A 12,826-nucleotide genomic window follows, 5' to 3' on the forward strand; every position below is an offset into this window, starting at 1 on the left:
ACCGCAACGACACCTGTTTGGTTCCAGATTTGTGGCACACGTCATGCGACAGGCTGAAACATACGACACATGCGCTACAGGCCGAATAAGGCGGTGCAACCACTGTCAAAACGAAAAATTTCGATTGGTTTGCTGGGATTTCGGGTCAAGTTTTGCTGGCGCAGGTCAGGAAAACTGCTATCGATTTGCTCATGGACCCGAAGCTTGTTCCCCTCATCGATTCCCTGCCCTCAACTGTGCCTTTCGTTGGCCCCGAAGCGATTGAACGCAAGCGCAACAGTGCATTTCGAGCGCGCCTCGGTGCCAATGAGAATGGCTTTGGCCCTGCCCCGTCAGTGATTGCCGCCATGCAGGAACATGCTGCAGAAACCTGGAAATACGCTGACCCGGAAAACTTTGATCTGAAACAGGCTTTGGCAAAATATCTGGGCGTTGCCCCGGCCAACGTCGTTGTCGGTGAAGGCGTTGATACGCTGCTAGGTCTTGCCGTGCGCCAATATGTAAGTGAAGGAACGCCTGTCGTCACATCGCTTGGTGCCTATCCAACGTTCAATTTTCATGTGGCAGGATTTGGCGGGCGGCTGGTGACAGTTCCCTATCGCGACGACCGGGAGGATCTGGGCGCACTGCTGGATGCGGTAAAACGCGAAAATGCGCCGCTGGTCTATTTCTCCAATCCGGACAATCCCATGGGAACCTGGTGGGAAGCGCCTGAGATTGAGCGCTTCATCAATGCGCTGCCATCGACCACAATGCTTATTCTTGATGAGGCTTACGGCGAGACAGCACCGGCAAGTGCAAGACCTGCAATCGACATCTCGCGCAGCAACGTTCTTCGCATGCGTACTTTCTCCAAAGCCTACGGACTTGCGGGCATGCGCTGTGGCTATGCTATCGGCGCAGAAAAGCAGATCACGGCATTTGACAAAATCCGCAACCATTTCGGCATGAACAAGCTGACCCAGATCGCGGCGTTGGCCGCACTGAATGATCAGGACTATCTGGAAACAGTCGTCGACAAGATCATCGCCGGTCGAGATCGCATAAGTGCAATCGCTGTTGCAAACTGTTTAAAGCCTATCCCATCGGCTACCAATTTCGTCACCATCGATTGCGGCAAGGATGGTGCATTTGCGCTATCGGTGCTGAACAGGCTTATTGAACAGGACGTATTTGTGCGCAAGCCTATGGCACCGGGGCTCGACCGCTGCATAAGGGTTAGCGTCGGACTTGATGGCGAACTTGATATTTTCGAGCAGCAACTGCCATTGGCTCTCAAAGCTGCAACATCCCAGTCAAAAGGAGAATAGTGTGGAAATTAATCGGGTTTTCGCCGGATTGGGCGGTCTGTTCGGTGCGGCTGGCATTGCGGCCTATGCGGCAGCGGCTCACAGCACCAGCGGACATATGGCCACCATTGCGCCAATCCTTTTCATCCACGCACCGGCATTCCTTTCGCTCTCGTTCCTCGGAAAATTGAGCCGCGCTTCCTATCTGGGCGGACTGATATTGATCCTCGGCCTGATTTTCTTCATTGGCGATCTGGTCTCCCGCGACTTTAACGGGGATAGGCTCTTTGCCTTTGCCGCGCCGTTGGGCGGTTCATTACTTATTCTTGGCTGGATTGTGGTTGCGGCAACGGCTTTCAAGGCATTGGATTTCAAACGCGATTAACGTCATATCCAAGCTACGGCGGGTATAAAGAGCGCCGCTCTTTGTATCCCATTGTACAAATTTGCCCGTTCGTACATTCGATTACAATTCCGCTCAATCAGTACACAATTGCGATACCTCCTCGTCTTCTTGTGCACGGGAAGCTGCATTCCAGCCTCGTTCCGTTACTCAAGGAGTTAGATCCATGTCTTCCACCATGCTCGTGCCGACGCGGCGCGGCTTTCTTGCCACTTCAGCCACTGCTTTGGTCGTTACCGCTGCCGGCTCCTTTAACCTGCTTGGCTTGCAATCAGCCTCCGCAGCCGAAAGCGATGCAATCCGGCCTTTCAGCGTCAATGTTCCCGAGGAAGACCTCGCTGACCTGCGCCGAAGGATTGTTGCAACACGCTGGCCTGCCAAGGAAACTGTCAGCGACCAGTCTCAAGGTGTACAGCTTTCCAAACTGAAAGAGCTGGTCGAATATTGGGGTACTGACTATGATTGGCGCAAAGTCGAGAAGCAGCTGAATGCCCTTCCGATGTTCGTCACGGAGATCGACGGGCTCAACATCCAATTCATTCACGTTCGCTCGAAGCACGAGAATGCCCTGCCTGTCATCATCACCCATGGTTGGCCCGGCTCCATTCTCGAGCTTCTCAAAGTGATCGGCCCCCTTACCGATCCGACAGCATATGGCGGCACGGCTGCAGATGCTTTCGACGTCGTTATCCCATCCATGCCCGGCTACGGCTTTTCAAATCAGCCGACGGAGCCTGGTTGGGATGCGGACCGCATTGGTCTGGCATGGGACGTCTTGATGAAGCGGCTTGGCTATAAGCGCTATGTTTCGCAAGGTGGCGACTGGGGCTCCGTCGTTTCTGACAAGATGGCGCGGCAAAAGCCGGAAGGGCTGCTTGGCATTCATATCAACATGCCAGCAACCGTGCCGCCGGAAGCTGCTCGGGCGATGACCCTTGGCGAACCCGCTCCAGCAGGGCTGAGCGAAGTTGAGACGGCGGCCTATAATGCGCTCAATACATTCTTTTCCAAAAATGGTGCCTATGGCAGCATGATGACAACCCGTCCGCAAACAGTCGGCTACGGATTGTCGGACTCGCCAGTGGGTCTTGCCGCATGGATGTTCGATAAGTTCAATCAATGGACCTATAGCGGCGGCGATGCGGAAAAATCACTGACCAAGGATGAGATGCTCGATGACATCACATTATATTGGCTGACCAACAGCGCAATCTCCTCGGCACAGCTCTATTGGGAGAATAATGCCAATAACTTCAATGCGGTGGATATTTCACTTCCAACCGCCATCACCGTATTTCCGGGTGAGATTTATCAAACACCCAAGAGTTGGGCAGAAAAAAGCTATCACAACCTGATCTATTTCAACGCGGTTGATAAGGTCGGTCATTTCGCCGCTTGGGAAGAACCGCAGCTTTTCACCGAAGAACTGCGCAAGGCATTCAAGACATTGCGCTGAATACTGAAACACCAAGACCCGGCGTCAACGTCGGGTCTTGAACCATTATCGAATTAGAATACGGCAGCAATAATCGCTGGCCAGTTGTTGATAATCGCAATGGAACCGACCGCAATTGCAAGCATACTGGCAAGCTTTCCAGTCGTTGGCAGACTATCGACACGTCCGCGAAGTTCTCCCCACGCTTCGGCAGATGGCAGGGCGTCCACTTTGGCGGCAAGTTGACCGAACGCTATCGCGGATGGGAGCGCGTCAACTTTCGCCGCAAGCTCGCCGAACGCCCTTGCGGAGGGCAGCGCATCAACTTTCGCAACAAGTTCACCAAAAGCCATTCCAGTTGGAAGAGTGTCCACCTTGGCTTTTAGATAGGCGACATCGCCTTTCAGACTGACAACATCGCCTTTCAGACTTGAAACATCACCCTTCAAACCGACGACATCGCCTTTTAAACCTGAAACGTCGCCTTTTAAGCCTGAAACATCGCTCTTCAAGCTTGAAACATCCCCGCTCAAACCTGAAACATTACCCTTCAGACTTATGATGCCCCCTTTCAAATCCGAAACATCGTTCCTTAAACCCGCAACATCCCGAACGACGGTGTCTAGTTTGACATCCATCTTCTCAAATGATTTTTCCAGCAATGCGACGCGTGTTTCCATACTGTCGACTGTGCCACTGCCATCACCCGACTTCAAGCGACCTAGACGTGTAACAGGTTGAGGCATTAATCGGCACTCTTCAACCTGTCATTGCATTGCTTGTAGTAGCCGCCGCCTTTTGCAATCCACCGCGTTCCGCCCAAGGTATTTGCCGCCTTATTGACGCGATATTCCTCAAGGCAAGTATGCATGCGGGCTTTTGCTGGCTTCTCACCGGCAAATTTGGCTGCCACAGATGAGGGAAATGTTGTCGTGCCTGAAGATGGTTTTGCTTCCGGTTCCTTCTTGCTTGCGGTTTTCTTCGGTTTAACATCCGCCTGTTCGTCGGTGCTATCAGCTACATCGGCCTTTGGCTTCAGGCATTGAGCCTTGCGGAAATCACTCCACGACACGCCTTCCGCTTCGCCTGCGCTTTGCGCTGCCTTATACTTTGCGCTGCACTCCTTCATCGTCAGTGCATTTGCAGGAAAACTGGAAGGCAACAACATGAAAAAACCAGCCAGCCCAGCAGCCACATGGCGAAAAACGCGCGCATTCATCATTAAAATCAACTTTCTAAAATAAGTATTCGGTTCGCAATGCCGCAACCCTATATGCATCCCCCCCCTCCTCCAATTGGACAAAGGTCTAACATGCATGCCTCTTGAATTAATTGAACGTTCGTTTTATTATTCTGCGATGGCTCGAACGACAGGATCAGACGGTGAGAAGACACGCAGCGCGATTGATGTCGCAGCCAAGCGGCTGATTGCGCGTATTGGATATGAGGCGATGTCCATGCGCCAGCTTGCAGAAGAAGTCGGAGTGCAGTCTGCCGCATTTTACCGCTATTATCCCAACAAGCAGGAATTGCTCTTTTCGGTCATGCGCGACCATATGGAGCGATTGCTTGGTGCCTGGAAGCAGGAAAGCAGCAAGGCGCAAGGCGTTCAGAACCGTTTCGCTGCCTTTATCCGTTTTCATATCCAATACCATGTGGAACGCCGGGAAGACGTTCATATTGCCAATATGGAACTGCGCAGCCTCTCCATTGACAATCTGGCAACGATCATAAGCCTTCGTTCGACCTATGAAAGCAGCTTGCGTGACATTCTGGATGACGGTGTCGAGACCCGCGAATTTGATATTGCCGACATAGCGCTGACAACGCGGGCAATTATTGCCATGACTACCGGCGTCAATGTCTGGTTTCGTTCGGACAATCGCCTGACGGCAAGCGAAGTGGCCGAAAATTATGTTGAGTTGGGATTGCGCCTTGTTGGTGCCAAGAAGATCGAAACAATTGAGAAGGGAGGACGTGATGTACCAGTCGGGCCTAAAATTCGGAGTTTCTGAAGAAATCCATGCGTTGCGCGAGACAGTGCACCGGTTCGCGCAGGCAAAAGTTGCGCCGCTCGCCGAGGAAACAGACAAGAACAACCAGTTTCCAATGCATCTCTGGCAGGAAATGGGCGCGCTTGGCCTGCTTGGCATGACGGCTGACCCGGATTTTGGCGGCTCGGGAATGGGCTACCTCGCCCACGCAATCGCCATGGAAGAGATTTCCCGCGCTTCAGCATCAATCGGCCTGTCCTATGGTGCGCATTCCAATCTTTGCGTCAACCAGATCAACCGTTGGGGTACCACCGAACAGAAAGAAAAATACCTGCCGAGACTTTGCTCCGGCGAGCATGTGGGCGCATTGGCCATGTCGGAGCCGGGTGCAGGGTCAGACGTGGTTTCCATGAAATTGCGCGCCGACAAGAAGAACGATCGCTATGTGCTGAATGGCAACAAGATGTGGATCACCAACGGCCCCGACGCCGATACCCTTGTTGTTTATGCCAAGACTGATCCGGCTGCAGGCTCGCGCGGAATGACTGCTTTCCTGATTGAGAAAGGCTTCAAAGGCTTTTCAACAGCACAGAAACTCGACAAGCTTGGAATGCGCGGCTCCAACACCTGCGAACTGGTGTTCGAGGATTGCGAAGTGCCTTTTGAAAACGTGCTTGGCGAAGAGGGAAAAGGCGTCAAGATCCTGATGTCCGGCCTCGACTATGAACGCGTTGTGCTGGCTGGCGGGCCAATCGGCATCATGGCCGCCTGCCTTGATGTGGTTGTGCCTTATGTGCATGAACGCAAACAGTTTGGTCAGTCCATCGGCGAATTCCAGCTCATGCAGGGCAAACTGGCGGATATGTACACGACGATGAATGCGTCACGCGCCTATGTCTATGCCGTGGCTTCCGCCTGTGACCGTGGCGAAACCACCCGCAAGGATGCTGCCGGCTGCATCCTCTACTCGGCTGAAAAAGCAACATGGTGTGCGCTTGAAGCCATTCAGGCTCTTGGTGGCAACGGGTACATCAACGATTATCCGACAGGTCGCTTGCTGCGCGATGCAAAGCTCTACGAGATCGGTGCCGGTACAAGTGAAATCCGCCGTATGCTGATCGGACGGGAGATGTTTGCCGAGAGTGCTTGACCCGATTCCGCAATCATCACTGATCAAACAAATATTGATTTGAGGCCCGCAGAAAGAGATGATCTTATCTCAGCCATATCAATCGAACCATTCCGGACATGCACCGTCCAGCGCTTATTTTGCTGGGCGGAAGACTATATTTTTTGGATTTTTATTATCTTTTTTCAGATTGGACCATTTTATGGAAAACCCGCTTAACCGAAGAAAATTACTGTCCTTTATACCAGCGTCTGCCTTGCTCTCATTTTCTGGCGTGACTTTCGCCAAATCGCAAAAATTTTCGAGCATGAATGATCTTCGCCTCTATGTGATGGAGGTATTGGAGAAAATGCCGGACATGAGCGAAATCACTGCCGATAAAAAAGTGGCCGCGCTTATCACCGGCAAATATAAAGGCAAGGAATTCGGCTTTGATCTCGCCAATCTTTATGGGCGAATGCAGGCGGAAGGCGATACGGACGTTTTGGAAGCGATAAGACAGCGGGTGGTGATTTTAGATTCCAGCGAAGCGATGACGAAGGATATCAAAGACCTTGTGGTTGTTCTTCGCTCACAGCAATATGTAGAAGTTACCGCAAAGCAGGGCGTCAAGATAAAACATAAGCAAATCGCCGGTAAGCTTCACGCGGTTTACATGGCTGATTTGCCAGAGGCGATGTCACCTTTTTCTGTTCAGGATTTACCGGGTTACTCTCTCGAGGAACTGCAAGATATCTCGCTTGAGAATGTGAAGGAAAAAATACCAGACATTGAGAAAACAACTGTCGCAGATGTGGTTGATCGTTTTCAGGTGGGCAATAATACTTTTCTTTCCACCTCGCTTGTGCTGCTCGATAGTTTTTGGGGTTCTCTCGATAATAAATATCCCAAGGGCGCGATCTTTGTTGTGCCGCGCATGGATGAATTGTTTGTTATTGATGCAGCAATTCCGGGTGCTGCCGATATAGCCCGCGATGTTGTCAGGATTACTTTCAAGGAGGGCTTCAGCCTGCTTTCCGAAGAAGTTTACATCCATCGCAACAACAAAATTCAAGTTTTCGAGCCGTCGAACTAGGCAGTAAATCGTCAGGAGACCGTATGACCGTACTTCAGTCCCAAATCGACACCGCATCCGAAGCTTTTGCGGCCAATACGGAGCGTATGCGTGCACTTGTGGGCGATATCCGCGCCAAGGCTGAAACAGTCAGCAAGGGCGGAACTGACGAGGCACGTGCACGGCATACTTCGCGGGGCAAGCTCCTGCCCCGTGAACGTTTGGCCCAACTTCTCGATGCGGGTTCGCCATTTCTGGAAATCGGCCAGTTTGCAGCATGGGACATGTATGGTGACAATATCTCATCTGCTGGCATGATTGCCGGGATCGGGCGTGTTTCCGGCAAGGAAGTCATGATCGTCATCAATGATGCCACGGTCAAAGGCGGCACCTATTATCCCTTGACGGTTAAGAAGCATTTGCGGGCGCAAGAAATCGCCATGCAGAACAATTTGCCCTGCCTTTATTTAGTGGATAGTGGCGGAGCAAACCTGCCCAATCAGGATGAGGTTTTTCCTGACCGCGAGCATTTCGGGCGTATTTTCTACAATCAGGCCAATATGTCGGCAGCAGGCATTCCACAGATCGCCGTGGTCATGGGGTCGTGCACGGCTGGCGGTGCCTATGTGCCCGCCATGTCTGAAGAAACGATCATGGTCAAAGGTCAGGCGACGATCTTTCTGGCTGGCCCGCCCCTCGTCAAGGCAGCCACTGGCGAAGAGGTTTCGGCGGAAGATCTCGGCGGTGCGGAGGTTCACACGCGCGAGTCCGGCGTTGCCGATCACTATGCCATGGATGACGCCCACGCACTGGCCATCGCCCGGCGCATTGTCGGAAACCTGAATCGGAAGAAAGAGATAGGGCTCGACCTTCGTAAAGTGATTCCACCGCTTTATGATCCACATGAACTTTATGGCGTCGTGCCGACCGATCTGCGCCAGCCCTATGATGCGCGGGAGTTGATTGCCCGTATTGTCGATGGTTCAGAATTTGACGAGTTCAAGCAGAACTACGGAACATCGCTGATAACCGGCTTTGCACATCTCTACGGGATGCCGGTCGGGATCATCGCCAATAATGGCGTGCTGTTCTCTGAAAGCGCACTCAAAGGCACCCATTTCATCGAACTGTGCACGCAGCGCGGCATTCCGCTGGTCTTCCTGCAAAACATTACCGGCTTCATGGTCGGCCGCTCGTATGAGGCGCGCGGCATCGCCAAGGATGGCGCAAAACTCGTCACGGCTGTTGCAACTGCCCGTGTACCGAAGGTGACGATGATCGTCGGCGGTTCGTTCGGCGCAGGCAATTACGGCATGTGTGGCCGTGCCTTCTCACCGCGCTTCCTGTGGATGTGGCCGAATGCGCGTATCTCGGTCATGGGCGGTGAACAGGCAGCCACCGTTCTGGCGCTGGTCAAGCGTGAAGGTATTGAGCGCAAGGGTTCTGAATGGCCTGCTGCAGAGGAAGCCGCATTCCGTGCGCCGATCCTTGAAAAGTACGAACGCGAGGGACACCCGCTCTATTCTTCGGCGCGGCTGTGGGATGATGGCATTATCGACCCGGCTAAAAGCCGCGAAGTATTGGCACTGTCACTCTCCGCCGCGCTCAACGCTCCGGTGGAAGATACTCGCTTCGGCATGTTCAGGATGTGATGATGGAAACCTCATCGCCCGGTTTCTTTGCAACTCGGTTCCGCGTGGTTCGACAGGCTCACCATGAGGAAGGGCGGCGGATTGCAGGAGCCAAGATGCTTCAGCTTAAAAAGCGTGATTGCAGAACACCAACCTTCCTCACGGTGAGCCTGTCGAACCACGCACAATGCATATGCTCAACAAGCGAGATGCAATAATGACAAAAATGTTCTCCAGAATCCTCATTGCCAATCGTGGTGAAATTGCCTGCCGCGTTATCCGCACCGCGCGGCGCATGGGGATCGGCACCGTCGCCGTTTACTCCGATGCGGATGCGCAGTCGCTGCACGTTGCCCTGGCCGACGAAGCGGTCAACATCGGACCAGCGCCTGTTACCGACAGCTATTTGCGGGCTGACCGTATCATTGAAGCAGCTCTTGCAACGGGAGCGGAGGCTATTCATCCCGGCTATGGCTTTCTTTCGGAAAACCCCGGATTCGTTGATGCGGTTGTGAAAGCGGGGCTGGTTTTCATTGGCCCGAGTTCAGATTCCATCCGCGCAATGGGCTTGAAGGATGCCGCCAAGCGCCTAATGGAAAAGGCTGGCGTGCCAGTCGTGCCCGGCTATCACGGCGAAGCGCAGGAACTTGTGGTGCTCGCTTCCAAGGCGCGTGAAATCGGCTATCCGGTGCTGATCAAAGCCCGTGCCGGCGGCGGTGGCAAAGGCATGCGCAAGGTGGATAGTCCCGATGACTTTGCCGAGGCACTGGGAAGCGCACGCCGAGAGGCAAAAAGTGCCTTTGGTGATGATCGCGTTCTCGTCGAAAAATATGTAGCCAAACCGCGCCATATCGAAGTTCAGGTATTTGGCGATAATCACGGCAATGCGGTGCACCTCTATGAACGCGATTGCTCATTGCAGCGTCGCCATCAAAAGGTCATCGAGGAAGCCCCCGCCCCCGGTATTACACCCGAAATGCGGGCGGCAATGACCAGCGCTGCCGTGAAAGCAGCGCTGGCGATCAATTATTCCGGTGCAGGCACTATCGAATTCATCGTCGATGCCACTGATGGCCTCAAGCCCGATCGTTTCTGGTTTATGGAAATGAACACTCGCCTGCAGGTGGAGCATCCGGTTACGGAAATGGTTACCGGGCTTGATCTGGTCGAGTGGCAGTTGCGCGTTGCGGCTGGTGAAAAACTGCCCCTTACGCAAAAGCAGATCACGCTTAACGGCCATGCAGTTGAAGCACGCCTTTATGCCGAAGACCCCGCCCGAAGCTTCCTGCCAGCCATTGGTACCCTGCACCACCTGGCATTTCCGGTCGACGTGCCAAATGGTGAGATTCGGATTGAGACTGGTGTTCGCGCAGGCGATACGATTTCGCCCTTTTACGATCCGATGATTGCCAAGGTCGTGGTTCATGGCTCCGATCGTTCATCCGCACTGGCAGCTATGGAAAATGCCCTCGTGCAAACCGAGATTGCAGGAACCACAACCAATGTTGCCTTTCTGGCAGCTCTGGTTCGCCATCAGGGTTTCAGCAGCGGCGATGTCGACACCGGCCTGATAGATCGTGATCTTGCCAGCCTGGTTGCACCTGCAAACATTCCTGCCGGTGCAAGAGAACTGGCAATCGTCGTGGCTAGCGGTTTATTGGAAAAACCTGCATCAGATGATCCATGGGCTTCCCTGCGTGGCTATAGTCACCTCGCCTCACCCGCTTATCCCGTGACATTCTCGGTAGACGAAAAGCCCGTTCGTTATGGCGTGTCTGTGATGGGGGATGAGCGTTTTGCCATTTCCGCTGCGGATGGCATCCTTGACGTGAAAATCCGGCGTGAAACAAAGGGTTGGCATGTCACGGGCAAAGGCATTAATCTTTACGCAAAAACCGCATCCATTCCCAACGGGATTGCCGTGCTTTCCACCGGCGCGGTTTCAAGCTTTTCCATTGCAGATCCTTTCCTGCTGGCAGAAGCGGCGGGAAACACGGGCGACAGGCTGAGTGCACCCATGCCTGGTTTGGTAAAGTCGGTCCGTGTCTCAGCAGGCGATACGGTAAAGAAGGGTCAGATACTACTGGTACTGGAAGCAATGAAAATGGAGCACACCATTACAGCGCCCCATGATGGCAAAATTGCTGAGATCGTTGCGGAAGGTTCACAGGTAAAAGAGAAGTCGTCGCTGGTTCGATTCGAGACAAATGATTAGCTGTCTGAATTTTGATTGAGCGTCAGGTTCTTTTTGTTTTTGATTCTAACGCTCTGAATCAGCTTTTACTATGCGTGATCTATTTCTGACAAGATTGCGCTAAGCAGAGACAAGGCCGGATATAATTTATCCAACCTGTGTTGGCAGATTAGCAATAGCTGTTTCCACCGCAGCAATGTTAAGCTCAAGTGTAGCAATCTTCTGCAAAGTATTATTGTCAGGAAATGCTTTCGATTTGGCACACATCAATATGAGTTGTGTTTGAGCTTCAGTTAAACTGGATAACAACCTCTCTAAATCGTCCAACATTTGTTTTCCGTTTTCATTATCAATCGCGCACACGCGCAGGTTGTAGCAATTCACCGCATCTTCAATACGCGAAAAGCTTGAAAATTGTCAAAGCACATATGTCAGAAATATACCATTTATTTTACCAGTCGAACAAAATATTCGATCTGATCCGCGTTGAAGCTAGACAATTGGTATTATCTTTCACAAAAAACAGAAATGAACCGCTTTTGATTCAAATTTTATACTTTTTATTGTTGCGATTGAAAGTTAGTGGGATGTCATCCACTCGCGTGCTTCGCGCAGCGCAGTCGCGATATCGCCCTTTGACATCGTTGCCATAATCTCGGCGCGCAGTTCGGCAGCGCGATCACAACCTTTGATTGCAGCAATGTTGAACCATTTGTGAGCGGCCACCAGATCGACAGCGCAATCGCGCCCCGTTGCATACATGATACCCATTTCGAAAAGAATATCAGCCTGCGCTGCGCCACCGATGTGGCCATTTTCCAGATTTTGAAGGTCGAAGCGTGCCATTTTACCAAACCCCTGTTGAACCTAATTCGTATTTCAAACGAAAGCCCTGTCAGACTTCTGAGAACCGCCGTTTTGTTTGTTTGGCGTGCTCCTTTGATGTTTCCGATAATGAAGGAGAGGCTTGAAATTGCTGTTAAAAGGCATGATTAACCGGAATCAAACAAAACAAAAACAACTCGTAAACTTCGGAATTCGTTAAATATAATGCTCCAGCAAATACGGGTATTTGCTGAAAATTCGCCTAAAATGCTGAAGTACGATTTCAAGCCTTTGCTAACCAAAGATCACGGTGACATACTGATGCTCATTGTTTTCCGGCTCTAGCCCGACGCCACTCAAAGGCAGAAACGCTCTCAATCAGCCCACTTCCCTTCGACCAGGTTTTCAATTACCTTTACGTGCGCGTAAGCATCATGCGAACAGGCGGGAGAGTTTGGTTCGCTTTTACCGGGAGGACATTATGAAATTCAAAATTCTGCTGGCATGCGCCAGCTTCGTTGTCATGACGGGAACTGCAATGGCTGAAGAGCCTATCGTTGGCTCGTGGAAGCGGCCTAATGGGACAATTATCCAATATTCGGCATGCGGCGGCGACAAATATTGCGGCACGGTGATGACCGGCGAATATAAGGGCAAATCGATTGGCTCGATGGCTGGCAAGGATGGCTCATACAAGGGCACAGTCAACAAGCTGGACGAAGGCAAGACATATAATGGCAAAGCCACAGCCAATGGCGGCACACTTTCGCTGGCCGGCTGTGTCATGGGCGGCCTTATCTGCAAGAGCGAAAGCCTGACCCGCCAATAGGGCCAAGGCGTCTCGCCCCAAAACAAAACAGGCAGGGGTTACC

Annotated in this window: 13 protein-coding genes; 9 read left to right on the forward strand and 4 right to left on the reverse strand. The window is 52.3% G+C overall.

Annotated elements, in window-relative coordinates:
- Positions 1 to 185 precede the first annotated feature (185 nt).
- From PMI41_RS22535 to PMI41_RS22545, 3 genes are all read left to right on the forward strand, one after another.
- The gene (locus PMI41_RS22535) at positions 186 to 1,310 is read left to right on the forward strand and encodes a pyridoxal phosphate-dependent aminotransferase (protein ID WP_157179473.1); all 1,125 of its coding nucleotides are present in this window, start codon (positions 186 to 188) and stop codon (positions 1,308 to 1,310) included.
- Between the two features lies 1 nt (position 1,311).
- Entirely contained in the window at positions 1,312 to 1,674 is a 363-nt protein-coding gene (locus tag PMI41_RS22540; protein ID WP_008128735.1) for a DUF423 domain-containing protein, read from the forward strand.
- A 184-nt stretch (positions 1,675 to 1,858) separates the two neighbouring features.
- The gene (locus PMI41_RS22545) at positions 1,859 to 3,148 is read left to right on the forward strand and encodes an epoxide hydrolase family protein (RefSeq protein WP_008128737.1); all 1,290 of its coding nucleotides are present in this window, start codon (positions 1,859 to 1,861) and stop codon (positions 3,146 to 3,148) included.
- A 53-nt stretch (positions 3,149 to 3,201) separates the two neighbouring features.
- Here the strand turns inward: PMI41_RS22545 and PMI41_RS24410 are convergent, their stop codons facing one another.
- Positions 3,202 to 3,873 (reverse strand): hypothetical protein, encoded by a 672-nt coding sequence (locus PMI41_RS24410; RefSeq protein WP_008128739.1) that lies wholly within the window; start codon positions 3,871 to 3,873, stop codon positions 3,202 to 3,204.
- Positions 3,873 to 4,349, reverse strand: coding sequence for a hypothetical protein (locus tag PMI41_RS22555; RefSeq protein ID WP_086003544.1), 477 nt, complete (start codon positions 4,347 to 4,349; stop codon positions 3,873 to 3,875). Before PMI41_RS22555 ends, PMI41_RS24410 begins: the two co-directional genes overlap by 1 nt.
- Before the next feature lie 94 nt (positions 4,350 to 4,443).
- On the opposite strand from PMI41_RS22555, the gene PMI41_RS22560 reads away from it, so the two are divergent.
- From PMI41_RS22560 to PMI41_RS22580, 5 genes are all read left to right on the forward strand, one after another.
- Positions 4,444 to 5,142, forward strand: coding sequence for a TetR/AcrR family transcriptional regulator (locus PMI41_RS22560; RefSeq protein ID WP_008128744.1), 699 nt, complete (start codon positions 4,444 to 4,446; stop codon positions 5,140 to 5,142).
- Positions 5,108 to 6,271: an isovaleryl-CoA dehydrogenase gene (locus tag PMI41_RS22565; protein ID WP_008128746.1), complete on the forward strand. Its 1,164-nt coding sequence runs from the start codon at positions 5,108 to 5,110 to the stop codon at positions 6,269 to 6,271. Before PMI41_RS22560 ends, PMI41_RS22565 begins: the two co-directional genes overlap by 35 nt.
- A 58-nt stretch (positions 6,272 to 6,329) precedes the next feature.
- The gene (locus PMI41_RS22570) at positions 6,330 to 7,325 is read left to right on the forward strand and encodes a hypothetical protein (protein WP_157179467.1); all 996 of its coding nucleotides are present in this window, start codon (positions 6,330 to 6,332) and stop codon (positions 7,323 to 7,325) included.
- A 23-nt stretch (positions 7,326 to 7,348) separates the two neighbouring features.
- Positions 7,349 to 8,956 (forward strand): carboxyl transferase domain-containing protein, encoded by a 1,608-nt coding sequence (locus PMI41_RS22575; protein ID WP_008128750.1) that lies wholly within the window; start codon positions 7,349 to 7,351, stop codon positions 8,954 to 8,956.
- 205 nt (positions 8,957 to 9,161) lie between these two features.
- Positions 9,162 to 11,150, forward strand: a complete 1,989-nt coding sequence (locus tag PMI41_RS22580) for an acetyl/propionyl/methylcrotonyl-CoA carboxylase subunit alpha (RefSeq protein WP_040856505.1) — start codon at positions 9,162 to 9,164, stop codon at positions 11,148 to 11,150.
- 126 nt (positions 11,151 to 11,276) lie between these two features.
- Here PMI41_RS22580 and PMI41_RS22585 read toward each other — a convergent pair whose 3' ends face one another.
- A complete protein-coding gene (locus tag PMI41_RS22585) occupies positions 11,277 to 11,459 on the reverse strand; it encodes a hypothetical protein (protein WP_008128754.1) in 183 nt (60 codons plus the stop codon).
- A 249-nt stretch (positions 11,460 to 11,708) separates the two neighbouring features.
- A complete protein-coding gene (locus PMI41_RS22590; protein ID WP_008128756.1) occupies positions 11,709 to 11,975 on the reverse strand; it encodes a sel1 repeat family protein in 267 nt (88 codons plus the stop codon).
- A 460-nt stretch (positions 11,976 to 12,435) separates the two neighbouring features.
- Here PMI41_RS22590 and PMI41_RS22595 point away from each other — a divergent pair, with 460 nt between their 5' ends.
- Positions 12,436 to 12,783 (forward strand): DUF2147 domain-containing protein, encoded by a 348-nt coding sequence (locus PMI41_RS22595; protein ID WP_008128758.1) that lies wholly within the window; start codon positions 12,436 to 12,438, stop codon positions 12,781 to 12,783.
- Positions 12,784 to 12,826 lie beyond the last annotated feature (43 nt).

It is taken from the genome of Phyllobacterium sp. YR531 (assembly GCF_000282595.1).
Taxonomy (GTDB): Bacteria; Pseudomonadota; Alphaproteobacteria; order Rhizobiales; family Rhizobiaceae; genus Phyllobacterium.

Coding starts and splice junctions, on each gene's coding strand:
- PMI41_RS22545 (WP_008128737.1), top strand. CDS start 1,859: ATGTCTTCCACCATGCTCGTGCCGACGCGGCGCGGCTTTCTTGCCACT.
- PMI41_RS24410 (WP_008128739.1), bottom strand. CDS start 3,873: ATGCCTCAACCTGTTACACGTCTAGGTCGCTTGAAGTCGGGTGATGGC.
- PMI41_RS22555 (WP_086003544.1), bottom strand. CDS start 4,349: ATGATGAATGCGCGCGTTTTTCGCCATGTGGCTGCTGGGCTGGCTGGT.
- PMI41_RS22560 (WP_008128744.1), top strand. CDS start 4,444: ATGCCTCTTGAATTAATTGAACGTTCGTTTTATTATTCTGCGATGGCT.
- PMI41_RS22565 (WP_008128746.1), top strand. CDS start 5,108: ATGTACCAGTCGGGCCTAAAATTCGGAGTTTCTGAAGAAATCCATGCG.
- PMI41_RS22570 (WP_157179467.1), top strand. CDS start 6,330: ATGATCTTATCTCAGCCATATCAATCGAACCATTCCGGACATGCACCG.
- PMI41_RS22575 (WP_008128750.1), top strand. CDS start 7,349: ATGACCGTACTTCAGTCCCAAATCGACACCGCATCCGAAGCTTTTGCG.
- PMI41_RS22580 (WP_040856505.1), top strand. CDS start 9,162: ATGTTCTCCAGAATCCTCATTGCCAATCGTGGTGAAATTGCCTGCCGC.
- PMI41_RS22585 (WP_008128754.1), bottom strand. CDS start 11,459: ATGTTGGACGATTTAGAGAGGTTGTTATCCAGTTTAACTGAAGCTCAA.
- PMI41_RS22590 (WP_008128756.1), bottom strand. CDS start 11,975: ATGGCACGCTTCGACCTTCAAAATCTGGAAAATGGCCACATCGGTGGC.
- PMI41_RS22595 (WP_008128758.1), top strand. CDS start 12,436: ATGAAATTCAAAATTCTGCTGGCATGCGCCAGCTTCGTTGTCATGACG.